The following is a 23578-nucleotide window of genomic DNA, read 5'->3' on the forward strand; positions in this document are numbered from 1 at the left end:
TATAGGGGCGCAAAGGTGACTGGTTCCCAGCCCCTTCGTGACCGTTTGCAACCAGCGCCATCGCCTAGAATGGGCACATGCCGCATTCGCCAGACACGCCACCGCACGCCCTGAAGGCCGACAGCTTCGGTCGCATCCTGCTCGTGAACGGGCCCGAAGGCCCCTTCGTCCGCCGTGATCTGGGGGCCACGCCGCTGTGGCTGCGGCTGCCGGCCTGGTGGCTGGCCCGCCGCGAAGCACGCGCGCTGCGCCATATCCACGGCATGGCCGATGTGCCACAGCTGCTGGACTGGGATGGCCGCCACCTGGACCGCAGCTTCATGGCCGGCGATGCCATGTACCAGCGCCCGCCGCGCGGCGACGTGGTCTGGTTCCATGCCGCGCGGCGCCTGCTGCAGCAGCTGCATCGGCGCGGTGTGGCGCACAACGACCTGGCGAAGGAAGCCAACTGGCTGGTCACCGAAGACGGTCGTCCGGCGCTGATCGACTTCCAGCTGGCGGTGATCGGCCATCCGCGTTCGCGCTGGATGCGCCTGCTGGCCCGCGAGGACCTGCGCCACCTGCTCAAGCACAAGCGCATGTACTGCCGGGAATCGCTGACCCCGGTGGAGAAGCGCGTGCTCAAGCGGACCTCGTGGGTACGCGAGCTGTGGTTCGCCACCGGCAAGCCGGTCTACCGCTTTGTCACCCGCCGCATCCTGCATTGGGAAGACAACGAGGGGCAGGGGCCGAAGCCGTGAGCGCCGCCGCGGTCGTGAGTGGAGCGCCGAGTGCGGGCAACGCGCTGCATGCGCAGCTGCCCGGTGCCGGCTTCGTGCACGCCTGCCGGGCGACGACCCGCCGCGACGGGCGTTCGGCCCTGCAGGCCTACCAGGACATGGCGGCGACCATTCCCGGCTGGTTCGATGGCTTGATGGCCCTGCGCAACCACGGCATGCGACTGCTGGGCATGAAGGATCTGGGCTCGCTGCGTGCAGTGCAGGATGTGGAAGATCCCCGCCCAGGGCAACGGCTGGGCATCTTCACCCTGCAGTCGCTGGATGACGATGCCATCGTGCTGGAAGACGATGACCGCCACCTGCGCGTGCAGCTGGCCCTGCAATGGCAGGGCGACGTACTGGAAGTGGCGACGGTGGTGCATACCCACAACGCGTTCGGGCGCCTCTACATGCTGCCGGTCGCACCCGTGCATCGGCTGATCGTGCCGCATCTGCTGCGGAGGCAGGTGCAGGCCTACCGGTAAATCCACACCATGCGTGGATGTGGTTTGTGATCCGCGGGCTGCTTAACGGCTTAAGGGCTTAACGGCTTAACGGCTTAACGGCTCATTGCCAAGTGCCGCATAAATGTGGATTCCGCTGGCAGCGGAAGGCTCGCGACATCCAAACCAGGGACAACCCGCAAGAGAATCATTGAGGTGATGCATGTGGTACTGCGCACACGCCATTTTCTATTACGAGAGCCAAGGGCAGGAATCGTTCCTGGTGCATGAGAACGTGTACCTGATCAGTGCCGATAACGACGAGCGCGCTCTTGAGAATGCAAACGCGCTTGCTTGCGGGTATGAGGATCTGAGCGGCCGCCTGATGGGGGAAGACGGTGAACCGTCCCTCTATCGATTCGCCGGAATCCGCAAGCTGATATCGGTAGAGACTGATGAGGACACTGCCGAGGGACGCCTGCACTCCGGTGTGGAGGTCACGTACTCCGTCATGGCGGTGGATACGTTGGATCAGGTGAGACGTCTTGCCCGTGGTGATGGCGTGGAAGTGCTGTACCAGGAATAGAAATATAGAGCCGAGCATGGCTCGGCTCTATAGACGCCGGTGACCTTACGGCGTCGCCGGCACCACCTGCTGGCCGATGAAGTTGCGCTTGGCATCGAAGTCGTAGGCGATCTGCAGCTGGCCCACGTCCGGGCAGGCATGACAGTCACGCAGCGGCGTGCGGTACAGCACGCGGATTCCGCCGTTTTCCAGCGGCGTCGCTCCGGCCGACTGCGCCGGAGCGAACGGCGTGGCCTGCGGGTTGGCCTTCAGCAGCTCCTGCACGGTCGGGTCGGCACGCAGGGTGTCATCCAGCTGCACGGCATCCACGTCGATGCGCTTGCCGCTGGCATCGACCAGGCGCGTGCCTTCGTTGGTATTGGCGCGGAACGGGTATTCCACGGTGGCCACGCCCAGCCCTTCGTTCTCGTGCCAGGCAGTCACATAGGCCAGTTCGCCGCCGGTGGACAGCTGCTCGGCGGCGGTGATCGCTTCGGCGCTGGCGCCACCGGCACGCATCGCATCACGCAGGCAGTCGCGGGTGGCTGCGCTCTCGCCCTGGCGGCAGGCATTGAGGTCGCCATCCCACACCACCGCTTCGCTCCAGCGCATCTTGCCGTCGGCGGCAGCCTGCTGCGCGCTGGAGGCGTCACCGGCGGGCGGCTCCTTGCCAGGTTCCGGCGAACGGCCCTGGCAGGCGGTCAGCAGGGCAAGCCCCAGGGCAGGCAGCAGCAGGCGGGAACGGCGCATGGCGTGGACCTCGTGCGTTGACGGGAGGCCCGAGTATCGTCAAGGCCGGGTGAACTCCACGTCGGCGCGGCATACTAGCGGCTCATTGCATACGCTGGAGTGTGGAACGTGGGCAGTCTGCAGGGCAAAACCCTTTTCATCACCGGTGCCTCGCGTGGCATCGGCCTGGCCATCGCGTTGCGCGCTGCGCGCGACGGCGCCAACGTCGCCATCGCGGCGAAGTCGTCGGTGCCCAATCCGAAGCTGCCCGGCACCATCCATAGCGCGGCCGAAGCCGTGACGGCCGCCGGTGGCCAGGGTCTGGCCCTGAAGTGCGACATCCGCGAGGAAGAACAGGTGCAGGCGGCGGTGGCGGCCACCGTGGATACCTTTGGCGGCATCGACATCCTGGTCAACAACGCCAGTGCGATCTGGCTGCGCGGCACGCTGGATACGCCGATGAAGCGCTTCGACCTGATGCAGCAGGTCAACGCGCGCGGCAGCTTCCTGTGCGCGCAGGCCTGCCTGCCATATCTGCTGCAGGCGCCGAACCCGCACATCCTCACCCTGGCCCCGCCGCCCAGCCTGGAACCGAAGTGGTGGGCGCCGCACACCGGCTACACGCTGGCCAAGATGGGCATGAGCTTCGTCACCCTGGGCCTGGCCGCGGAATTCGGCCCGCAGGGCGTGGCGGTCAATGCATTGTGGCCGCGCACGGTGATTGCCACCGATGCGATCAACATGATTCCCGGCGTGGACGCGGCCGGTTGCCGTACGCCGCAGATCATGGCCGACGCCGCGCATGCGGTGCTGGTGCGCGAGGCGGCGGGTTTCCACGGCCAGTTCCTGATCGACGATGACGTGCTGGCGCAGGCCGGCATCACCGATCTTGCCGGCTATGCGGTGGATCCGTCGCGGCCATTGCTGCCGGACCTGTTCCTGGACTGAGAACTGCGTTGAACACCGGCCGAGGGCTGCGGCCTTCGGCCAGCTGCGCTAGAATGTTTGGATGTAATCGTTTTCAACAAGGATGTGAGCACATGACACGTACGCTTTCCACTGCGGCGCTGGCCGCTTCGCTGTCGTTGATCCTGACTGCCTGCGGCGGCAAGTCGCCCGCAACGGCGGGTGAAAGCGGACCGGCCGCCAAGCCGGGCAGCGGCGCGACGCTGTCCGATACGCAGCAGCAGTTGACTGCCAAACTCAATGCCTACATCGAGTGCTTCAACGCACTCGATTCGAAGACTCACCGCAGCATCGAGTCGTACACGCGCTGGATCAAGGACGTGGACGCGGGCCCGACCGGGCGCGAGACGCAGGTGTACGGCCCGTCGGAGATCAGCGATTACGACATGAAGCGCTGCGACGCCCCGGTGAGCGAGGCGATCGCTGCCAAGCCGGCACTGGCCGATCTGGATGCCGCCGCGGGCCGCTATCAGCAGTCGCTGAAGGCGCTGGTGCCGGTCAGCAAGGATGCCCACGACTACTACGATCGCCAGGATTACGAGGACGACCAGTTTGCCAAGGGCAAGCAGATGCACGCGCCGTTGATGGCGGCCTTCAAGGCGTTCGTGGTCGCCAGCGAAGCGTTCAATGCCGAGCTGGAGCGCCAGAACGACGCGGCCCAGCGCGAGCAGCTCAAGGTGCTGGAACAGGCCGAGGGGCGCACGCGCGAGTACTACCGCCTGGCAATGATGCTGGAAGCGAAGGCGATCGTGGAGCTGATGAGCGAGGACGACTTTGATCCGGCCAAGGCCGGTGAACGACTGGATGCGTTCAACCGCATTTCCGACGAAGCGCATGCCAAGGTGGCCGATCAGGAACCGGGCAAGCTGGACTGGAACAGCTTCGAGCGCGAAGCCGAGAACTTCCGCCGGGAGGGCAAGGAGCGCCTGCAGCGGGTCAGCAGCAAGACGCCCTACAGCGATTTCGAGCGTCGCATGCTGGACTCGCCTTCGATGGCCCCGCGCGGTTCGGCCAGCAAGCTGATGCAGGAATACAACACGCTGGTCTTCCAGAGCAACCGCCAGTAACCGCAGCCTCCATCGCGTCATTTGTGTCGCAATCGAACAGGTCGATTGCGACGCATCGCATCGCACACTCTCGAACGGTGGGGCCTTCCCGAGGCCGCCGATGCGGGTGCTTGCGCCATGCGCGAGGATACCTACCGCCTCTTTCTGCAAGGAATCGATTTGAACGCTTCTGTACGCCTGCTTCCCCTTCTTCTGCTCGGCACGCTGGTCGGTACGGCCGGTTGCGACAAAGTGCCGGGACCGGCGGCGGCCGATCCCGGCCTGGAGAAGGTCAACGCCTACATCGAGTGCTACAACGGCGTTGAACAACCCATCCACGAAGGCTTCCAGACCTACACCGGCTGGATGAAGGATCCCGAAGCCGGTCCGACCGGCAAGGAAACGCAGCCGCGCTCACCGGGCAAGGTGCTGTCGCACCGCGTGGAGTACTGCGGCCAGGCGCTGACCGATGCGCTGGCAAAGACCCCGTCTACCGCGCTGGATGCACCAGCGCGTGACTACCAGCAGGCCTTCCAGTCGCTGTACGCGCTGATCGAACGCGCCGACGGCTACTTCACCCGTGAGGACTATCGCCGCGATGGCGGTGAGGGCCTGCGCAGCCAGCACGCGCCGTTGATGCAGGCCTATGCCGGTTTCTTCAAGGCCAGCGAGGCACTGGATGCGGCACTGGAGAAGAACGAGAACGATCGTCGCGCGGCACAGCTGAAGCAGATCGAGGAGAGCGAAGGCCGTTCGCTGGCCTATTACCACCTGCGCCTGCTGGGCGATGGCAAGCAGCTGGCCACGGCTTTCCAGGGTGACGCACCGGACCTGCCGGCGTTGCGCACGCAGCTGGCCGATTACCAGGCGCTGGTGACGGAAATCCAGAATTCCGGGGTGGGCAAGGACGACCCGATGTGGGGCCACGTGCAGCGTTCGGCGGACAAGCTGGTGCGCACGGCCGGGCGCGGCGTGGAGCGTCTGCAGCAGGGCAAGCCGATCACCGCCGAAGGGCTGGCTGCCGAGCGCAAGGCATCGGGCAGCTGGCTTACCACCGATCCTGAAGGAGCGCAGTCGACGATCCTGGACGCCTACAACGATCTGGTGACCACCAGCAACCGCATGAGGTGAGCAACGGCACGCAACCATGCGTGACCGCCTACGGGTAGCGCCGGGCCATGCCCGGCGAACCCGTCAATGGTTGAACGCATCGGGCAGTTCACCGCCGCACTTGCGGCAATGCCGTGCATCCGGCTCGTGGCCTTCCAGCCCGCAATGCGGGCAGCCGCGGGCATCACGGCGCGCCGCCAGCTCGGCTTCGCGCATGGTGCTGGCCAGTTCGGCGGTATAGATGCCGGTGGGCACGGCGATGATGCTGTAGCCGATCAGGATCAGCACCGAGGTGACGAAGCGGCCGAGCACGGTCTGCGGCACGATGTCGCCAAAGCCGACCGTGGCCATGGTCACCACCGCCCAGTACATGCTGGCCGGAATATTGGTGAAGCCGTGCTCCGGTCCTTCGATCACATACATCAGCGCACCGGCGATGATGGTGATGGTGATCACCGTGAACAGGAATACCAGCACCTTGCGCCGGCTGCGCCACAGCGAGGTCATCAGCAGGCCGCTTTCTTCGATGTAGCGGGTCAGCTTGAGGATGCGGAACACGCGCAGGATGCGCAGTGCGCGCACCACCAGCAGGCTCTGCGCGCCGGGCACGAACAAGGACAGGTAGGCGGGCAGGATCGACAGCAGATCGATGATGCCCCAGATGCTCACCGCATAGCGCAGTGGTCGCCGGACCACCGCCAGCCGCAGCAGGTACTCGGCGGTGAAGATGATCGTGAAGCCCCATTCCAGGATGTACAGCCCGGTGGACCATTCGGCATGCAGGTGCTGCACGCTGTCGATCATCACCACCAGGATGCTGGCGACGATGGCCACCACCAGGATCAGGTCGAAATTGCGCGAGGGCCGCGAGTCGTGGCGGTAGATGATGTCGAACCACCGACGGCGCCAGCCGGTCTCGGTGGCGGGGTTCAGCTGGGGGGCGGAAAACGGTCGCATGGGCGCATTGTGCCGCAGGGGTTCCGGCGCGAGAATGGGCATTCCTGAACCTTGCCGACTGCCATGACCGCCGCGACCGATCCGCTGATCTCCCTTTCGCACTACTACCTGCCGGTCTACAAGCCCCGCCAGGTGGTTCTGGAGCGAGGCCAGGGCGCCCGCGTGTGGGACAGCCAGGGCCGTGAATTCATCGACCTGGCCGCCGGCATCGCCGTGTGCGGCCTGGGTCACAACGATCCGGACCTGGTGGCCGCGCTGGTCGAACAGGCCGGCAAGCTCTGGCACACCAGCAACGTGTTCTACAGCGCACCGCCGCTGCACCTGGCCGAGGAGCTGGTCAAGGCCAGCCGGTTCGCCGAGCGCGTGTTCCTGTGCAATTCCGGCGCCGAAGCCAACGAAGTGGCGATCAAGATGGTCCGCAAGTGGGCCTCCAGCCAGGGTCGTCCGGCCGACAAGCGCGTCATCATCACCTTCCGCGGCAGCTTCCACGGCCGCACGATGGGCGCGGTGACCGCCACTGCCCAGCCGAAGTACCAGGAAGGCTACGAGCCGCTGCCCGGTGGCTTCCGCTACATCGACTTCAACGATGAAGTGCAGCTGGAAACCGCGATGGCCGCCGGCGACGTGGCTGCGGTGATGCTGGAGCCGATCCAGGGCGAGGGCGGCGTGATGCCGGCCAAGTCCGGTTTCCTCAAGCGCGTGCGTGAACTGTGCGACCAGCACAATGCGCTGATGGTGCTGGACGAGATCCAGGCCGGCATGGGCCGCACCGGCACGCTGTTCGCGCACTGGCAGGATGACGTGGTGCCGGACATGGTCACCCTGGCCAAGGCACTCGGCGGCGGCTTCCCGATCGGCGCGATGCTGGCCGGCCCGAAGGTGGCCGAGACCATGCAGTTCGGCGCGCACGGCACCACCTTCGGCGGCAATCCGCTGGCCGCTGCGGTGGCCCGCGTGGCGCTGCGCAAGCTGGCCTCGGCGGAGATCGCCGCCAACGTCAGCCGCCAGTCGAAGGCACTGCGCGATGGCTTCGCGCACATCAACGACGAGTTCGGCGTGTTCAGCGAGGTGCGTGGTCGCGGCCTGATGCTGGGTGCGGTGCTGAGCAAGGACTTCGCCGGCCAGGCCGGTGCGATCCTCGACCAGGCGGCCGAGCAGGGCCTGCTGACTCTGCAGGCCGGCCCGGACGTGCTGCGCTTCGTGCCATCGCTGAACATCACCGACGAAGAAGTGGCCGAAGGCCTCAAGCGACTGCGCGCAGCGATTGCCGCGTTCGTCGCGGCGCGCTGAGGCCGATTTGGTAGCGCCGGGCCATGCCCGGCGAGCGTAGGGGAACAGGGAACGCCGGGTATGGCCCGGCGCTACCTCACCGCGTAGCGCTTCAACACCTTGCCGAGGCCACGGCCGTCGCGCACGGTTTCCGCGTGCAGGCCGGCGGCACGTGCGCCGCGCACGTTGGCAAACAGGTCATCGACGAACAGCGTGTGTGCAGGCGCCACACCCAGTGTTTCCAGCGTGCGTAGGAACACCTCCGGTGCCGGCTTGCGCAGGCCGAAATCCGCACTGCAGAAAACACGCTCCTGCAGGGCAGGGAACAGTTCCGGCAGCAGGATGGGCAACGCCTGTTTCATCAGCGCGCCGTTGTTGGTCAGCACCGCCATCGGCAGCTGCAGCCTTTCCAGCCGGTGCAGCACTGCCTGCTGCGGGTGGCTGGCGGCCTGGCGGGCGGCGATCCAGGCGGGCACATCCACGCTCCTGCCCAGTTGTAAGGCCAGCCGCTCCAGATAGGCGGGGCCATCCAGCGTGCCGTCGTCATGCGCCGCCTCCAGCCCACTGTCGTAGAGCGCGGCCTGCACCGCCTGCGTCGGCACGTCCAGTGCGTGCGCAAGCTGCAGCACGCGCTGCGCGCGCTGGTACCGCACCAGCACGCCATCCACATCCAGCAGCAACAGATCGATCTGCATTGGCCGAGCATGCCATCGACATGCGGGCGCGGAAACCCTGGAGCGGGCGTGCGACAGACGGTCGCAGCGCAGGTTGCGGGCACCTGCCTAGAATGGCGCTTGAACCGGCAGGAGATACAACGATGAAGGCTTGGATGATCGCAGTGGGACTGGGCGCGTTGATGCTGGCGCCGTCGGCGCTGGCGCGGGTGTGTGCGGTGAGCATAGACAGCACTGACCAGATGAGCTTCAGCAGCCGCGAGATCAAGGTGGCCGCCGATTGCAGTGCGGTGGACCTGACCCTGCGCCACACCGGCAAGCTGGCCGCCACCGCGATGGGCCACAACTGGGTGCTGACCCGCACTGCCGACTACCAGCCGGTGGCGATGGCCGGCATGCGCATGACTCTGGCCGACAGCTATCTGCCGAAGGCCGACAAGCGCGTGCTGGCGCACACCAGGGTGATCGGTGGTGGCGAGACCACGCGCGTGCGCTTCTCTACGCAGGGCCTGCAGAAGGGCGGCGATTACACCTTCTTCTGCTCATTCCCCGGCCACTTCGCGATGATGAAGGGCAAGCTCGTCTTCGGTTGATGCCGTTTGCAGCGTCGAGCCATGCTCGACGGCTCTGTGCCAACCAAGGTTGGCACCTACCCGCTGCGGCAGTGCCAACCAAGGTTGGCACCTACCAGGAGGTGTCTCAGCCCTTCGCGGCCTTGAACGCTACGCGTGCAGCGGCCAGCGTCGCCTCGATCACCGTGTCGTCGTGTGCGCTGGACAGGAAGCCGGCCTCGTACGCCGACGGTGCCAGGAACACGCCCTGTTCCAGCATTGCGTGGAAGAAGCGGTTGAAGGCGGCAATGTCACAGGCGGTGGCCTGTGCGTAGGTCTCCACCGTTTCATCGGTGAAGAACAGGCCGAACATCGCGCCCACGCGGGTGGTGGTCACGGCCACGCCGGCCTCGGCGGCAGCCGCTTCCAGGCCGGCGCACAGGCGCGCGGTGCGCTCGGCCAGATCGGCGTGGAAGCCTGGCTGCTGGACCAGCTCCAGCATCGCCAGGCCGGCGGCCATCGCCACCGGATTGCCGCTCAGCGTGCCGGCCTGGTAGATCGGGCCGGCCGGGGCGATCTGCTGCATCAGTTCGCGGCGGCCGCCATAGGCACCCACCGGCATGCCGCCGCCGATGATCTTGCCGAAGGTGGTCAGGTCCGGGGTGATGCCGTAGTGCGCCTGCGCGCCGCCCAGCGCCACGCGGAAGCCGGTCATCACTTCGTCGAAGATCAGCAGCGCACCATGCGTCGTGCACAGTTCACGCAGGTGCTGCAGGTAGCCCGCGCGCGGCGGAATGCAGTTGGCGTTGCCCACCACCGGTTCGATGATCAGGCCGGCGATGTCCTCGCCCTGCTGTTCGAACAGCGCGGTGGCGGCTTCGAAATCGTTGTAGGGCAGGGTCAGGGTCAGTTCGCTCAGGCCGGCCGGCACACCCGGCGAGGTCGGCACGCCCAGGGTCAGCATGCCGCTGCCAGCCTTGACCAGGAACGAGTCGCCGTGCCCGTGGTAGCAGCCTTCGAACTTGACGATGCGATTGCGGCCGGTGGCACCGCGTGCCAGCCGGATCGCCGACAACGTGGCTTCGGTGCCCGAGTTGACCATGCGCACCATTTCGCACGACGGCACCAGCCGGGTAATGGTTTCGGCCATGGTCACTTCGGCCGCACACGGCGCGCCGAACGACAGGCCGTTGTCGATCGCCCGCTTCACCGCCTGGCGCACGGCCGGGTGGTTGTGGCCGACGATCATCGGGCCCCAGGAACCCACGTAGTCGATGTAGCGGTTGCCGTCGACGTCGTACAGGTAGGCACCGTCGGCGCGCTCGACGAAGAACGGCTCACCGCCCACCGACTTGAACGCGCGCACCGGGGAATTGACGCCGCCGGGCAGCAGCTGCTGGGCGCGGGAGAACAGGGCGTGGGACTGGTCGTGGTTCATGGGGCTTTCCTGGGCATTACGCGAACTGGGCGAGGAAGGCGCGCTGGGTTGCGACCGGGTCCGGTGCGGCGTAGATGCCGCTGACCACGGCCACCAGGTCGGCGCCGGCTTCGATGATGGGACCGACATTGTCCGGGGTCAGCCCGCCGATCGCCACCCGCGGCACGCCCAGTGCGGCGCTTTGCCGCAGCAGATCGGTATGGGCACGGCTGGTGGTGACCTTGGTGGTGGTCGGGAAGAACGCGCCGAAGGCCACATAGGTGGCACCGGCGGCCACGGCCTTTTCGGCACTGGCCAGCTGGTCGTAGCAGGAGGCGCCGATGATGGCATCGGGCCCGAGCAGGGCGCGCGCGCTGGAAATGTCGCCGTCGGTGCCGCCCAGATGCACGCCGGCGGCGCCCACGGCCTTGGCCAGCACCGGATCGTCGTTGATGATCAGCGGCACGCCGTGGGCGGCGCACAGGCCTTGCAGGGCCGTCGCCTGTTCCTGCCGCAGGGCATCGCTGGCGGTCTTGTTGCGGTACTGCAGCCAGGTGGCACCGGCGGCCAGCAGCGGCGCGGTGCGGTCCAGCAGGCGCGCGGTATCCGGCTCGTCCGGGGTGATCAGGTAGACGCCGCGGGGCGCCGGGGAAGCAGAAGTCATCGATGGCTACCGGTGCGTGGGCCGCGATGGGACAATGGCGGCCCGTGAATCCAGCCCCGATTATCCGATGAGCGATGCCACCCCCACCACCTTGCGTACCTGGATGTGTGTGGTCTGCGGCTTTCTGTACCGCGAAGCGGACGGCCTGCCGGAAGAGGGCATCGCGCCGGGCACGCGCTGGGAGGACATTCCCGAGACCTGGACCTGCCCCGACTGTGGGGTGAGCAAGGCCGATTTCGAGATGGTCGAGGTCGATTGAGGCGGGTGGGTGCGGACCGTTGGTCCGCGCACCGGCAAATCAATGCAGCCGCGGCATCGGCCCGCCGAGGTCGATCAGCTTCTCGCGCAGCCACTGCGCGTCGCTGGCCTCGGGATTGCGCTTGAGGTACTGCCCCAGGTCGTGGCGGGCGCCGGCCAGGTACTCCAGCTGCAGGTAGGCCAGGCCGCGGTCGCGCAGGGCGTCGTGCTGGTCCGGGGCCAGCTTCAGCAGGCGGTCGGCACTGCGCGCGGCGCGGTCCCATTCTCCCGCTTCGGCATACACGCCGTGCAGGTTGCGCAGCATGCGCATCAGGATCGCGCGCGAGGGAGCCGGGTCGAGGATTTGCGCAAGCACCTGGTCATCGGGCATCTGCCCGCCCAGATGTGACTTGGCCCGCTCGCGCAGTTCGTCCACATCCAGGGGGCGGCCACCATTGAACGGGTCCATCACCAGCACACCGTCGTCTACCGGCAGGCGCACCAGGAAATGGCCGGGGAAAGACACGCCATCGAGCGGGATGCCCAGCCGTCGCGACACTTCCATCTGCACCAGCGCCAGCGAGATCGGGTTGCCCAGGCGTCGTTCGAACACCTGGTTGAGATAGCTGTTGCGCGGGTCGTAGTACTCGTCGTGGTCGCCGCTGTAGCCCAGTTCGTCAAACAGGTGGCGGTTGATCGCGGCCATCTTCAACGGGCTGCTGTCGATGCTCTCCACTTCCGAGCGGAGGTGATCGACATGGCTCTGGATCAGCGCGTCGTAGGTGGACGGCTGCAGATCGGGGTATTCATCGCGCGCGATCAGCAGCGCGGTCGGCAACAACGGCAGCGCCCCGTCTTCGAGGTCGGCCAGTGCATCCCAGTCGGGGAGTGTGATCCGGTCCTGCATGACCACAGACTGGCGTCATTCGCAGACGGTTTCAAGCAGTGTCGCGTGAAAAATTCAGGGGTCAGATCCCTTTCGCTTGCGAAAGGGATCTGACCCCGGTCGGGTTGGATTGCCGGCCAGCGGCCGGCACAACCGCGGGTGCCGGGCGTAGCCCGGCAGAACCCTGTTACTCGATGCCTGGGCCGAAGGTCAACGCGGTGCCGTCCTTGAGCTTGAGCTTCTCGGCCTGGCCGGCGTTGAGCTCCAGCACGTACCGCGCCGGGCCGCCGCTGGGGTAGGGCGGACACATGTCGCCGGCCGAGCAGGGAGGCACGTCGCGCTGCTGGCTCACCAGCTTGCGTTCGTTGTCGAAGTACAGGATGTCCAGCGCGATCTTGGTGTTCTTCATCCAGTACGCCTGCATTTCCTCGCGGTCGTGGATGAACAGCATGCCGTGGTCGGCCGCCATCTGGTCGCGGAACATCAGCCCGCGCGCACGGGTCTCGTCATTGGTGGCCAGCTCGACCTGGTAACGGGCGCCATCGAGCTCGACCCAGTGGCGGGCCGCATCGGTGGCGCAGCCGGCCAGCGCCAGCAAGGGAAGCATCAGCAGCGAACGCAACAGCGACATCGTCAGGATCCTTCAGGAGGGTCAGAGCACGATCGGCGGTTCGCCGCCGACGATCACCACATCGGCGCGGCGACGCGCGAACAGGCCGACGCAGACCACGCCCGGCAGCTGGTTGAGCTCGCGCTCCAGCTTTTCCGGATCGGTGATCTGCAGGTTGTGGATGTCCAGGATCTGGTTGCCGTTGTCGGTGACCACACCCTCGCGCCAGGTCGGCTGGCCACCGGTCATGTCGCGGATCTGGCGGGCGACCAGGCTGCGCGCCATCGGGATCACTTCCACCGGCAGCGGGAAGTTGCCCAGCACCGGCACCTGCTTGCTCGGATCGACGATGCAGATGAAACGCTCGCTGGCCTCGGCGATGATCTTCTCGCGGGTCAGGGCGGCACCGCCGCCCTTGATCAGGCACTTGGCCGGATCGCACTCATCGGCGCCGTCCACGTACAGCGACAGGTTGCCGCTGTGGTTCAGCTCGATCACCTCGATGCCGTGCTGCTTCAGGCGCGCGGTGCTCTGCTCGGAGCTGGACACCGCCCCCTTGATGCGGTGCTGGATGCGGGCCAGGGCATCGATGAAATAGGCCACGGTGGACCCGGTGCCGACACCGACGATCATGCCGTCTTCAACGTACTCGATGGCTTTCTCGGCGGCCAGGCGCTTGGCTTCGGACATGGGAAGAACTCTCAGGCAGGGAATCAGGATTTCTTTTCCAGCGACAGCAGCAGCTTCCACTGCGCGGCGGTCACCGGGAACACCGACAGGCGGTTGCCCTTGGCAACCAGCGGGAAACCTTCGCCGAGCTCGTCGGCGTGCAGCTTGATCTCGTCCAGCGCGATCACCTGCTTGAGCTTGCGGTCGTAGGCCACGTCCACCAGCATCCAGCGCGGGTTCTCGCGCGTGCTCTTGGGGTCGTGGTAGTCGGATGTCGGGTCGAACTGGGTATCGTCGGGATAGGCCGTGCTGGCCACCGTGGCCAGGCCGACGATGCCCGGCACCTTGGTGTTGGAGTGGTAGAACAGGATGCCGTCGCCGACCTGCATGCCGTCGCGCATGAAATTGCGCGCCTGGTAGTTGCGCACCCCGTTCCAGGGTTCGACCTTGACCTTGGCCAGGTCATCGATGGAGAAGGCGTCCGGTTCGGACTTCATCAGCCAGTAGCGCTTGCGGGCGGTCATGCGTTCACGGGGGCAGCGGAGGGGAACAGGGTGCCGTCTTCGGTGCAGATCGCATCCACCGGCACGTCCCACGACGCCACCGGCAAGGACTCGACCTGCTGCACCGCGAAGGCAGCACCGACCAGCCAGGGCGGCGCCGGCCGGTCGTGGCGGAAGGCGAAGCTGCGATCATACCAGCCGCCCCCCATGCCCAGCCGCCGGCACTGCGTGTCAAAGCCCACCAACGGGGTTACCACCAGCGCCATCTGCGACGGTTCCAGCGTGTCTTCCAGCGCCACGTCGGGTTCGGGAATGCCGTAGCGGTTGCTGGTCAGCGGCTGCCCCGGCTGCCACGGCGCGAAACGCAGCACCTCGCCGGCCAGCACCGGCAGGCAGTAGCTGACGCCTTCGGGCAACTGCAGCTGCCAGCGGTGCAGGGCGATTTCGCCATCCAGCGCCCAGTAGCCGGCCACCGCACCTTCGCGCGGGGCGAACGGCAGCGCCAGCAGGGCATCGGCAAGGGATTCGGCCGCGGCGATGCGCGCAGCGGCGGTGAGGTCGCGGCGGCGTTGCCGCAGGTCGTGGCGCAGGGCCTGGCGCGGGTCGGTCATGGCAGCGTGCGGCAAGGAACAGCCGCCATTGTGCCGCAAAGAACAAGGGCGACGCCCGAAGACGCCGCCCTTGCTGGAATATTGCATTCTCCGCAATGTCGATGCATGCGAAACGACCTTGAACCCGGGGGCTCAAGTGGGAACGCTGGAGAACCATCGGGCTTCCCGCTACAAGGCGGACCTGCACTCCCGGCGCTGTCGCGCTCCCGGTGTCGTTCTTAAGGGACAAGGCGAATGTTTGCACATGCCGTCGAGTACCGCAGAGAACGCGTGGCCATTATAGCCAGCGCGCAGATTCTGGATAGGCCGTTCGTCGGCAACAGTCCGTGCCAATTCAGAAAAGGGGACGGAGGGGATTAAGACGCGTTCAGCACGGATGGGGCGAATACGGCTTGATCCCCTCCGTCCCCTTTTACGGGGTGCCGTCGATGGCGCGGTCCAGGCGCCGGTTCAGGTCGGCCAGGGTCTGCTGCAGGGCCACGGCCTGGCGGGCGTTCTCGTCGCGCAGCAGCTGCAGTTCGTGGGCCAGGTTCAACGCGGCCAGTACCGCCACGCGGTCCACGGCGGCCATGCGGTTGCTGCCGCGGATCTCGCGCATGCGTGCATCGAGCAGGCGCGCGGCCGCCATCAGGCTGTCGCGCTCATCGCCGCCGACGCCTACGGTGTATTCACGATCGAGGATGCGGACACTGACCGGTTCGGCGCTCATGTGTGCTGCTCCAGGGATTTGAGCCGGCTGATCATTGCTTCCACCCGCGAGCGTGCCTGCTCGTTCTTGGCCAGCAGCGTCGAGCGCTCCGCCACCAGCTGTTCCTGCTGGTGGCGCAGGCTGCGGTTCTCCTCGGCCAGGCGCTGGTTGCGTTCAAGCAACGCTTCCACGCGGGCGGCGAAGTCCTGCAGCTGGGCAAGGGGATCGGCGGGTTCCATGCGGGCACGATAGGCAAGCGGGGTGAGGGCGGTCAAGCGCCGTCGCAGCAGGGCTGGACGGCCACGGGGAGGATGCCGTCGGGTTGCTACACTACCGGGTCTGACGGGCGCGCGCGTGCGCGCTCCGGGTTTCCTTTCCGAACGAGCCGCACGATGACCGAACTTCCCTCCGTCGACGACGTTTCCCGCGCCAGCCAGGAACTGGGCCTGGGCGCCACCGCTGCCGAACTGCACGGTGCGCTGTGCGGCTGGCTGGCCGCCGGCGGCGCCCCCGGCAATGATTGGCCGGCGCGCGTGCTGGCCGACGACAACCTGCCGCCGGTGGCCGCCGACAGCGTGCTGGGGCAGCTGCAGCAGGCCACCATCAAGCAGCTGGAAGACCGCGACTTCGCTTTCGAGCTGCTGCTGACCGACAGCGATGATGTGTCCGCGCAGGCCGATGCCATGTTCAGCTGGACCCGTTCCTTCCTGGGCGGTTTCGGCCTGGGCAGCGGCGGCCGCCGCCCGACCCTGTCCGAAGAGGGCGAAGAAGCGCTGACCGACATGGCCAGCCTGGCCCGTGCCTCCAGCGAGGATTTCGAGGCCGGTGGCGATGACGATGACGAAGCGCTGTCGGAAATCGAGGAATTCATCCGCGTGGCAGTGCTGCTGCTGCACGGCGACGTGGTGCTGGCCTCGCGCCATCGGCAGCGCCTGAACTGATGGATCTCAAGCAGCGCACCGGCATTGCGGCCGGCGAGTACAAGCGTCGCCGCCGCCAGCTGATGGACATGGCCGGTGAGGACGCGATCCTGGTGCTGCCGGCCGCGGCCGAGAAGGTGCGCAGCCTCGATACCCACTATCCGTTCCGGCAGGATTCGGACTTCCAGTACCTGAGCGGTTTCCCGGAGCCGGAAGCCGTGCTGGTGCTGATCCCGGGCCGTCGCCACGGCGAGGCCATCCTGTTCTGCCGCGAGCGCGATGCCGAGCGCGAGGCCTGGGACGGCAGCCGTGCCGGCCAGGAAGGTGCGGTGGCGCAGTACGGCATGGACGATGCCTACCCGATCGACGATCTGGACGACATCCTGCCCGGCCTGCTGGAAGGGCGCTCGCGCGTCTACTACCACTTCGGCCGCGATGCCGACTTCGACCTGAAGCTGATCGGCTGGGTCAACCGCGTGCGTTCGCAGGTGCGTCACGGCGCGCAGCCACCGCATGAATTCCTCGAACTGGGCCACCTGCTGCACGAGCAGCGCCTGTTCAAGTCCGGTGCGGAAGTGGTGCTGATGCACCATGCCGCGCAGATCAGCGTGCGCGCCCACCTGGCGGCGATGAAAGCGGCCAGGTCGGGTATCCACGAGTACGAACTGCAGGCCGAGCTGGAACGCGTGTTCCGCGCCAATGATGCCGTGCCGGCCTATTGCAGTATCGTCGGCGCCGGCCGCAACGGCTGCATCCTGCATTACCGCGACAACAACGCACGTTCCCGCGACGGCGAGCTGGTGCTGATCGACGCCGGCGCCGAGTACCGCGGCTACGCCAGTGACATCACCCGCACCTTCCCGGTGAACGGCCGCTTCAGTGCCGAACAGCGCGCGCTGCACGATCTGGTCGGTGACGCGCAGGCCGCGGCGCTGGGCCAGGCCAAGCCGGGCGTGCCGTATGAGGCTGGTCACTTGGCCGCGGTGCAGACCCTGACCGAAGGCCTGCTGCGGCTGGGCCTGCTGAAGGGAACACTGGAAAAGAACCTGTCCGAAGGCCTGTACCAGCGCTTCTACCGGCACAAGACCGGGCACTGGATCGGCATGGACGTGCACGACGTGGGCGATTACCGCCTGGCCGGTGATTCGCGTCTGCTGGAGCCGGGCATGGCCTTCACCATCGAGCCGGGGCTGTACATCGGCGTGGATGACACGACGGTGGAGCCGCGCTGGCGCGGTATCGGCATCCGCACCGAGGATGATGTGCTGATCACCGATGATGGCCATCGGGTGCTGACCGAAGGGCTGGCGCGCAGCGCCGACGAGATCGAAGCGGTGATGGCGGAGTAGGGGGTTTTCTGCAGGGCTTGCAGCCCTGCACCCGCTACAAGCCGAAGCAACGGCAACGGCCAAAGCAAGAGCGGCTATCCGTGGGATGGCGGGGCACTGTGGGTTTGCGGGGACGCCGCAAGTACGTCCCTGTAGGCTTGGTCGCCGCGTCCATGCGGCTCACACCCCGCAAACCCACAGTGCCCCGCCTTCGACAGGTTCACGCGGCTGTTGGTAACGAAGGCTGTTGGCACGCGCGGCCGTTGGTAGGTGTGGACCTTGGTCGACACAGAGCGAGCGCAGCAAGCGACCCGCTTCTGCTTTTCTTTTTCTTTTCCGTGGTTGGACGCGCACGGAAACTGTCAGAGGTGGGGCGGGGTGGGTTCGCGGGGGTGTCCGCGGCATGGATGCCGCGGCCAAGCCCCCATGGATGGGTTCACGGCGTCCCCCGAACCCACCCCGCCCCGCCAAGCGCGGCATTTTGAATTCAGCGTCAAACCACGAGGGGCTCAGCCGTTGGCCGCTGCAAACTCCGGCCGGGTCAGGTTGTCCGCTTCGCCGTCGGTGCACAGCACTTCGTCCTCGATGCGGATGCCGCCATACGGACGGAAGAAGTCCACGCGGTCCCAGTTGACCGCATCGCCATGGCCGGCGTCCTTCACTTCGTTCAACAGCATGTCGATGAAGTACAGGCCCGGTTCGATGGTCACCACCATGCCCGGCTCCAGCACGCGGGTCAGGCGCAGATAGGGGTGGCCGGCGGGGCGCTCGATGCGGCCTCCTACGTCGCTGGCCGCAAAGCCCGCCACGTCATGCACCTGCAGGCCGATCAGGTGGCCGATACCGTGCGGGAAGAACGCGGCGCTGACGCCGGTTTCCAGCGCGGTCTGCGGCGAGACGTTGATCACGCCGAAGTCCTTCAGCACGCCCATCAGCGAAAGATGTGCATCCACATGCAGCTGCTTGTAGTCGAAGCCCGGGCGCACCGCGGCGCATATCTGCTGCTGGGCGGCATCGACGGCGGCGATCATCGCAGCAAATTCGTCGTGACCCTGTGCGGCATAGGTGCGGGTGATGTCGCTGGCGTAACCGTGAGCGCTGGCGCCGGCGTCGATCAGGAAGCTGCGCAGCGGCTGCGGCGCCTTGCGGCCCAGTTCGGTGTAATGCAGCACGGCGGCGTGTTCGTTCAGTGCGACGATGTTGCCGTACGGCAGTTCGTTGGCATCCTGGCCCACGGCCTGGCAGTACGCCATGTGGATGCTGAACTCGTCGGCGCCATTGCGGAAGGCGGCCTCGGCGGCGCGGTGGCCGCGCACACCCAGCACCTGTGCCTGGCGCATCAGTGCGATTTCATACGGCGTCTTGCTGCCACGGTGCCATTCCAGGTAGTTCACCACCGGCGCCGGGTTGTTGGGCACGAAGGCGCCCAGCGCACTCTGCGGCTCGCCGAGGATCGCGCAGCGCGCCGGATCGGCCGGCAGCAGCGCCAGCGCCTCTTCGGGCTTGCGGATGATGTGGATGTCGAAGTGGTCCACCCACCAGCCGCTGGGCGCGTCCGGCACCACGTGCCAGTAGTCGAAGGGCTGGTGGAAGATCACCGCGGGGCGCCTGCCCGGGGTGAACACGATCCAGCTGTTGGGCACGCGGGTGAGCGGCAGCCAGGCCTTGAACTGCGGGTTCACCGCATACGGATAATCGCGATCGTCGAACACCTGGTAGTGCAGGGTGCCGCTGGGCACCACCAGGTGATCGAAGCCGCCGCGGGCCAGCGCCTGTTCGGCGCGTCGGCACAGCACGGCCAGGTGGTCGGGATACAGGGCGCCGGGGTCTTGCTGGATCATTGCGGTGGCTCGACACGGAAAACGGCCCTAGATTCTGCCGCATACCGCGAAAAACCGCTGTGCCGGAACCGGCACTCAGGCCGTCGAAAGCGGCCCTTCGTCGCTGTCCTCGCCCACCCATTGGCGCAGCAGCTGCCGATGCTCGCGCGACAGGGTGAGGAAGCGGAAGCCGGTCCAGCTTTGACCCGGCGCATGTGCCGGTTCGCTCCACAGCAGGTGCACGCCCACGTCGATGGCTTCATGGCGACCGTCGCCCATCGGCAGCGGGAAGCGCAGCTGGTACAGCGCGTCCTCGCGCAATGGCGTACTGGCCAGCATCAGCATGCCGGTCTCGGAAACATTGCCAAGCCGGCCCACCACGCAGTCGCGCATCTGGTCGGTGACCGGCACCAGATCCGAGACCTGGCGGCGCGGGGCGCGACGGGTGTCCTGTGGCAGCGGGTTCATGCGTGCGTCTCCTTGCGGCGGCCGCCAGCCAGCGCGCGCAGGGCGCTAAGGCTGGCCTGCCAGGCACGGTCCACCAGCCGGCCACGGTCTTCGGTCACCAGCTGTGCGTGGCCGGCGCTGAGCTGCCGCGCCAGCGTGTCCAGGTCGGTCTCGGCGATCTTCTGTCCGCGCGGATTGACGAACAGGGCATGGCCGGTCAGGAGGCTGTACCAGGACAGGCGCTGCCGTCGCACGCTGCCGTCGCCGCTGTCGATATCGAACCAGCTGCCGAACGGCAGGCTGGAAAGCTGCTGGTAGGCCGCCTCTTCCGCACTGCTGCGGGGAAGCGGTGGTGGGGCTGCGGCATTGTCAGTACCTGCGGCGTGCTCGCCCAGGCGCGCACGCGCTTTCAGGCGGGCACTGAGTTCGGTGCGTGAGGTCGTTTCGTCTTCGCCGCCGGGTGTGGCCAGGCGCCGTGCAACGGCGGCCGCCTCCTCGGCGTGGTACCCGACCTGGACCAGTGCGGCTTCCACATCGGCGGCCAGCGTGGCATCGGTGCCATCGGCGGCATCGACGGCCTGGGCGGTGACCGCCGCAATGCGTTCGGTCTGTTGCAGGCGCTCCTGCCATTGCGGCGAATCGTCGCCATGCCGCAGGCGGGTCAGGGTCAGCGCATCGGCCCAGGCCTGGCGCAGCAGGGACTGCACGAAACGGGGGGGCTGCTGTGCATCACAGCACTGGTCGATCTGTGCATTGGCCTGGCGGCGTGCCAGCTCCAGGCGTTCCTTGCCGCGGGCCGCTTCGACATGGCGGCGCTCAGCCAGCTCGGCGCGGTGCGCTGCGGCGCGCTGGTGCTGCTGCACGTCTTCGTTGGCAGCGGCGAATGCGTCCGGTGATCGGGCATCCTGGGCGAGCAGGCCCTGCACGCTCTGCGCCATGCGTTGCAGCAGCTGTGGGTCGACGTCATCGTCGGCCAGCCAGTGCGCACCGACTTCGGCGATCTGGTTGAGCAGCTCGCGCGCGGGGTGCTCGTCGCGCACGAAGAAGCCGGGGTCGGCCATTGCCGCGCGGGCCAGCGGAACCTGCAGGCGCGCCAGCAGGGCGGCCGGTACCGGGTCGGGGCGCTGCCGCTGCTGCACCTGCTGCATGAGCATGCGCAGCAGGTCGAGGTTGTCGCGGTCGTGGCTGCCCAGCTGGGCCTGGGCGCCATGCTCGCTGCGCAGCTGGGCGACCACCGCTGCCTGCAGGTCGGCCACGCCGGTGGCGGCACTGGACTGGGCCTGCAGGCGAGCGAGCACCGCGTCGACGGCGGCGCTGGGGACGGCGCCGGTTTCAACCGGGGCGGCGGCTGCGTGGCGGGCCTGCTGCAGCAGCTCATGCAGGGCACCGCCGGTGGAGGCAGTCAGGCCGACGACAGCGGCACTGCCAGCGTCGTTGACGGTGTCCTGTACCAGATGCGACCACGAGCCGGCGGGGGCGGAGCCGTTCCAACCGGTCAGCGGTGCGGCCGCTTGCCGGGCCGGCTGCGTGGCGCGACCGCCGCCCACCGACTGGGTGATGATCCGCCGTGTGCTGGAGGAGCGCGCCAGATAAGGGGTGTAGACCAGCCCCGGCAGGATGCCGTGCTGGGCCAGCAGGGCGTTGGCGCGATCCAGTACGTCGCCCAGGCGCTCCAGCACCTGGCGCTCGAAGCTGCGGTACAGCGCCAGCTGGATCTCCGCGCCAAGCGCATCCTGTTCGGCCAGCCGGCGCACGATCAGGCACAGCGCCTGCGGTGCCAGCGGCAGGGTGTCCGTTTCGAATGCCGGTGCGGCGGCCAGCACGCCCAGGCGTTGTCCCAGCAGATTCAGCGCGTTGGTCGAGCGCTGGGTTTCGCGCCGTACCATTTCGGTCAGCAGCAGGTCGCGATCCACGTCGTGCTCGGCGACCAGCGACAGGCCCTGCATGCCTGGCAGGGCCGGCGCGGGCGTGGCAGGCGCGCCGGCACTGGCCGGTTCGCGCAGCCGTGCCAGCGACTCGGCCAGGGCATCCAGCACGCGATCCGGGAAGTGGCCGGCAAAGGCATGCAGCTGGCCGCGCTGGGCCATAAGGTCGGCCTGCTGCGCCGGATTGCGGGCGCGGTCGGCATCGTGCAGCAGGGTCTGTTCCAATGCTTCGACGGTCAGGATCAGGGGCGCGGCCAGTGCCTGCCGGCACAGGCCGATCAGCGCGCCCAGCAGATCGCGCACCCGCGGTGGCAGCTCGGCGGCGGCCAGGCGGTTCTTGTCGGCGGAGGTAAGGGAGAAGACAGCTGACATCGGCAGGCGGTACCCGGATTCCCGCGGATCGATCTGGTGAATCTACCGTGTCGGCCGATGCCGGCGCTACTTTAGGGTGAACGTGAACGGTCCGGATGCGCGATTGCCGGCCAGCGGCCGGCACTACCCGTTACGGCGGAGGCCTTATTCCTCCAGGAACAGGCTCACCACATCGTTGGTGAAGCGGCGGCCCAGTTCGGTCGGCTGTACGTGGCCGTCGGTCACCTCCAGCCACTCGCGCTGAACAGCCTCGGCCAGCGCTGCGTCGAGCACGCCGCGTGGCAGGCCGGTACGCGACTCGAAATCGCGCAGGCTGAAGCCTTCGTGCAGGCGCAGCAGATTCAGCATGTACTCGAACGGCAGTCGCGCGGGCGCGATCACGTCGTCGCCGCCGAACGAGGCCGGGGTGCCGGCGCTGTCCAGGTAAGCCTGCGGGTGCTTCAGCTTCCAGCGCCGCAGCACGTGTTCCTCGGCGCCGGAACTGATCTTGCCGTGCGCGCCGGCACCGATGCCCAGGTAATCGCCAAAGCGCCAGTAGTTCAGGTTGTGCGCGCTCTGCCGGCCGGGGCGGGCATAGGCGCTGACCTCGTACTGGCCGAAGCCGGCCTGGGCCAGCAGCGCCTGGCAGTGTTCCTGCATGTCCCAGGCGTTGTCTTCATCGGGAATGCCCTGCGGCGGCCGTGCGAAGAACACCGTGTTCGGCTCCAGCGTGAGCTGGTAGTGCGAGATGTGCGCCGGCTGCAGCGCGAACGCACGCTCCAGGTCGGCCTCGGCGCCGGCCAGGGTCTGTTCCGGCAGCGCGTACATCAGGTCGATGTTGAAGTTGTCGTAGCCCGCGTCCTGCGCCATCTTCACTGCGCGCTCGGCTTCGCCGCTGTCGTGGATGCGCCCCAGGCGCTTGAGCATCGCGTCGTCGAAACTCTGGATGCCGAAGCTGAGGCGGTTCACGCCGGCTGCGCGGTAACGGTCGAAGCGGCCGTGCTCGGCGGTGCCCGGGTTGGTTTCCAGGGTGATCTCGGCATTCGGCGCGAAGCGCAGGCGTGCGCTGGCCTGCTGCAGGAAGCGGTCGATCGCTTCGGGCGGGAACAGGCTGGGCGTACCGCCGCCGAAGAACACACTATGCACCACCCGGCCCCAGACCAGCGGCAGATCCTGGTCCAGGTCGCGCAGCAGGGCATCGATGTAGGCGTCGAACGGCAGCTCGCCCTTGGCCTGGTGCGAATTGAAGTCGCAGTACGGGCATTTGCGCACACACCACGGCAGGTGCACGTACAGCGACAGCGGTGGCGGCACCAGCCGCGGCGGCGTGTCGTGGTCAGCGGAGCAGGCTTCGCCGGGCAGGTGGTTGCAGTGGTCGTGGGCGTGCGGCATGGGCTTCATCGGTAGTGCCGGCCGCAGGCCGGCTTCCCTGGT

27 protein-coding genes and 1 other RNA gene are annotated in these 23578 nt (G+C 67.3%); 11 read left to right on the forward strand and 17 right to left on the reverse strand.

Features of this window, described 5'->3' with window-relative positions; translation table 11 throughout:
- Positions 1-77 precede the first annotated feature (77 nt).
- From LZ605_RS19380 to LZ605_RS19390, 3 genes are all read left to right on the forward strand, one after another.
- Entirely contained in the window at positions 78-740 is a 663-nt protein-coding gene (locus tag LZ605_RS19380) for a serine/threonine-protein kinase (RefSeq protein ID WP_249842946.1), read from the forward strand.
- Positions 737-1243 carry a DUF2867 domain-containing protein gene (locus LZ605_RS19385; protein WP_249842947.1) on the forward strand — a complete coding sequence of 169 codons (507 nt, stop codon included), beginning with the start codon at positions 737-739 and terminating at the stop codon, positions 1241-1243. Before LZ605_RS19380 ends, LZ605_RS19385 begins: the two co-directional genes overlap by 4 nt.
- Before the next feature lie 181 nt (positions 1244-1424).
- On the forward strand, positions 1425-1787 hold the full coding sequence (locus tag LZ605_RS19390; RefSeq protein WP_249842948.1) for a DUF4288 domain-containing protein: 363 nt from the start codon (positions 1425-1427) through the stop codon (positions 1785-1787).
- Positions 1788-1832: 45 nt separating this feature from the next.
- Here LZ605_RS19390 and LZ605_RS19395 read toward each other — a convergent pair whose 3' ends face one another.
- Entirely contained in the window at positions 1833-2516 is a 684-nt protein-coding gene (locus tag LZ605_RS19395; protein ID WP_249842949.1) for a hypothetical protein, read from the reverse strand.
- A 108-nt stretch (positions 2517-2624) separates the two neighbouring features.
- On the opposite strand from LZ605_RS19395, the gene LZ605_RS19400 reads away from it, so the two are divergent.
- The 3 genes from LZ605_RS19400 to LZ605_RS19410 all read left to right on the forward strand — a co-directional run bounded on the left by LZ605_RS19400 (position 2625) and on the right by LZ605_RS19410 (position 5638).
- Entirely contained in the window at positions 2625-3443 is an 819-nt protein-coding gene (locus LZ605_RS19400) for an SDR family oxidoreductase (protein WP_249842950.1), read from the forward strand.
- A 92-nt stretch (positions 3444-3535) separates the two neighbouring features.
- Entirely contained in the window at positions 3536-4528 is a 993-nt protein-coding gene (locus tag LZ605_RS19405; protein WP_249842951.1) for a YiiG family protein, read from the forward strand.
- A 159-nt stretch (positions 4529-4687) separates the two neighbouring features.
- Complete coding sequence (locus tag LZ605_RS19410; protein WP_249842952.1) at positions 4688-5638, forward strand: YiiG family protein; 951 nt, start codon at positions 4688-4690, stop codon at positions 5636-5638.
- Positions 5639-5701: 63 nt separating this feature from the next.
- Here LZ605_RS19410 and LZ605_RS19415 read toward each other — a convergent pair whose 3' ends face one another.
- Positions 5702-6574: an ion transporter gene (locus LZ605_RS19415; RefSeq protein ID WP_249842953.1), complete on the reverse strand. Its 873-nt coding sequence runs from the start codon at positions 6572-6574 to the stop codon at positions 5702-5704.
- A gap of 63 nt (positions 6575-6637) precedes the next feature.
- Between LZ605_RS19415 and LZ605_RS19420 the strand changes: the two genes are divergently transcribed.
- Positions 6638-7864: an acetylornithine transaminase gene (locus LZ605_RS19420; protein ID WP_249842954.1), complete on the forward strand. Its 1227-nt coding sequence runs from the start codon at positions 6638-6640 to the stop codon at positions 7862-7864.
- A 71-nt stretch (positions 7865-7935) separates the two neighbouring features.
- Here the strand turns inward: LZ605_RS19420 and LZ605_RS19425 are convergent, their stop codons facing one another.
- Positions 7936-8538 carry an HAD-IA family hydrolase gene (locus LZ605_RS19425; RefSeq protein ID WP_249842955.1) on the reverse strand — a complete coding sequence of 201 codons (603 nt, stop codon included), beginning with the start codon at positions 8536-8538 and terminating at the stop codon, positions 7936-7938.
- A gap of 122 nt (positions 8539-8660) precedes the next feature.
- Between LZ605_RS19425 and azu the strand changes: the two genes are divergently transcribed.
- The gene (gene azu, locus LZ605_RS19430) at positions 8661-9110 is read left to right on the forward strand and encodes an azurin (RefSeq protein ID WP_249842956.1); all 450 of its coding nucleotides are present in this window, start codon (positions 8661-8663) and stop codon (positions 9108-9110) included.
- A gap of 106 nt (positions 9111-9216) precedes the next feature.
- On the opposite strand, the gene hemL is transcribed toward azu, so the two are convergent.
- Positions 9217-10506 (reverse strand): glutamate-1-semialdehyde 2,1-aminomutase, encoded by a 1290-nt coding sequence (gene hemL, locus LZ605_RS19435; RefSeq protein WP_249842957.1) that lies wholly within the window; start codon positions 10504-10506, stop codon positions 9217-9219.
- Between the two features lie 16 nt (positions 10507-10522).
- Positions 10523-11149 (reverse strand): thiamine phosphate synthase, encoded by a 627-nt coding sequence (gene thiE / locus LZ605_RS19440; protein WP_249842958.1) that lies wholly within the window; start codon positions 11147-11149, stop codon positions 10523-10525.
- A 34-nt stretch (positions 11150-11183) separates the two neighbouring features.
- On the opposite strand from thiE, the gene LZ605_RS19445 reads away from it, so the two are divergent.
- Positions 11184-11408 carry a rubredoxin gene (locus LZ605_RS19445; protein WP_057497622.1) on the forward strand — a complete coding sequence of 75 codons (225 nt, stop codon included), beginning with the start codon at positions 11184-11186 and terminating at the stop codon, positions 11406-11408.
- A 39-nt stretch (positions 11409-11447) separates the two neighbouring features.
- Here LZ605_RS19445 and LZ605_RS19450 read toward each other — a convergent pair whose 3' ends face one another.
- The 8 genes from LZ605_RS19450 to LZ605_RS19485 all read right to left on the reverse strand — a co-directional run bounded on the left by LZ605_RS19450 (position 11448) and on the right by LZ605_RS19485 (position 15592).
- Positions 11448-12293 (reverse strand): SirB1 family protein, encoded by an 846-nt coding sequence (locus tag LZ605_RS19450; protein WP_249842959.1) that lies wholly within the window; start codon positions 12291-12293, stop codon positions 11448-11450.
- A gap of 166 nt (positions 12294-12459) precedes the next feature.
- Positions 12460-12903 carry a DUF192 domain-containing protein gene (locus LZ605_RS19455; protein WP_249842960.1) on the reverse strand — a complete coding sequence of 148 codons (444 nt, stop codon included), beginning with the start codon at positions 12901-12903 and terminating at the stop codon, positions 12460-12462.
- A gap of 21 nt (positions 12904-12924) precedes the next feature.
- Complete coding sequence (gene rpiA / locus LZ605_RS19460; RefSeq protein WP_249842961.1) at positions 12925-13572, reverse strand: ribose-5-phosphate isomerase RpiA; 648 nt, start codon at positions 13570-13572, stop codon at positions 12925-12927.
- Positions 13573-13595: 23 nt separating this feature from the next.
- Positions 13596-14075 carry an EVE domain-containing protein gene (locus LZ605_RS19465; protein WP_249842962.1) on the reverse strand — a complete coding sequence of 160 codons (480 nt, stop codon included), beginning with the start codon at positions 14073-14075 and terminating at the stop codon, positions 13596-13598.
- Positions 14072-14665 carry a 5-formyltetrahydrofolate cyclo-ligase gene (locus tag LZ605_RS19470; RefSeq protein WP_249842963.1) on the reverse strand — a complete coding sequence of 198 codons (594 nt, stop codon included), beginning with the start codon at positions 14663-14665 and terminating at the stop codon, positions 14072-14074. Before LZ605_RS19470 ends, LZ605_RS19465 begins: the two co-directional genes overlap by 4 nt.
- A gap of 83 nt (positions 14666-14748) precedes the next feature.
- Positions 14749-14934, reverse strand: a non-coding RNA gene (gene ssrS / locus LZ605_RS19475) — 6S RNA.
- 143 nt (positions 14935-15077) lie between these two features.
- Positions 15078-15374 (reverse strand): cell division protein ZapA, encoded by a 297-nt coding sequence (locus LZ605_RS19480; protein ID WP_005410899.1) that lies wholly within the window; start codon positions 15372-15374, stop codon positions 15078-15080.
- Positions 15371-15592, reverse strand: coding sequence for a TIGR02449 family protein (locus LZ605_RS19485; RefSeq protein WP_005410898.1), 222 nt, complete (start codon positions 15590-15592; stop codon positions 15371-15373). Before LZ605_RS19485 ends, LZ605_RS19480 begins: the two co-directional genes overlap by 4 nt.
- A 153-nt stretch (positions 15593-15745) precedes the next feature.
- Between LZ605_RS19485 and LZ605_RS19490 the strand changes: the two genes are divergently transcribed.
- Both LZ605_RS19490 and LZ605_RS19495 read left to right on the forward strand, forming a co-directional pair.
- On the forward strand, positions 15746-16294 hold the full coding sequence (locus LZ605_RS19490; protein ID WP_249842964.1) for a UPF0149 family protein: 549 nt from the start codon (positions 15746-15748) through the stop codon (positions 16292-16294).
- Entirely contained in the window at positions 16294-17622 is a 1329-nt protein-coding gene (locus LZ605_RS19495) for an aminopeptidase P N-terminal domain-containing protein (RefSeq protein WP_249842965.1), read from the forward strand. The genes LZ605_RS19490 and LZ605_RS19495 overlap by 1 nt, the downstream gene beginning before the upstream one ends.
- A gap of 488 nt (positions 17623-18110) precedes the next feature.
- Here LZ605_RS19495 and pepQ read toward each other — a convergent pair whose 3' ends face one another.
- The 4 genes from pepQ to hemW form a co-directional block, all read right to left on the reverse strand.
- Positions 18111-19442 carry a Xaa-Pro dipeptidase gene (gene pepQ / locus LZ605_RS19500; RefSeq protein WP_249842966.1) on the reverse strand — a complete coding sequence of 444 codons (1332 nt, stop codon included), beginning with the start codon at positions 19440-19442 and terminating at the stop codon, positions 18111-18113.
- Between the two features lie 75 nt (positions 19443-19517).
- Positions 19518-19880 (reverse strand): PilZ domain-containing protein, encoded by a 363-nt coding sequence (locus LZ605_RS19505; RefSeq protein ID WP_057498843.1) that lies wholly within the window; start codon positions 19878-19880, stop codon positions 19518-19520.
- Positions 19881-19885: 5 nt separating this feature from the next.
- A complete protein-coding gene (locus LZ605_RS19510) occupies positions 19886-22165 on the reverse strand; it encodes a DUF1631 family protein (protein ID WP_249842967.1) in 2280 nt (759 codons plus the stop codon).
- 144 nt (positions 22166-22309) lie between these two features.
- Positions 22310-23536, reverse strand: coding sequence for a radical SAM family heme chaperone HemW (gene hemW, locus LZ605_RS19515; protein WP_249842968.1), 1227 nt, complete (start codon positions 23534-23536; stop codon positions 22310-22312).
- Positions 23537-23578 lie beyond the last annotated feature (42 nt).

Origin of the sequence: Stenotrophomonas maltophilia (assembly GCF_023518235.1) — a bacterium.
In the GTDB taxonomy this organism is placed as follows: domain Bacteria; phylum Pseudomonadota; class Gammaproteobacteria; order Xanthomonadales; family Xanthomonadaceae; genus Stenotrophomonas.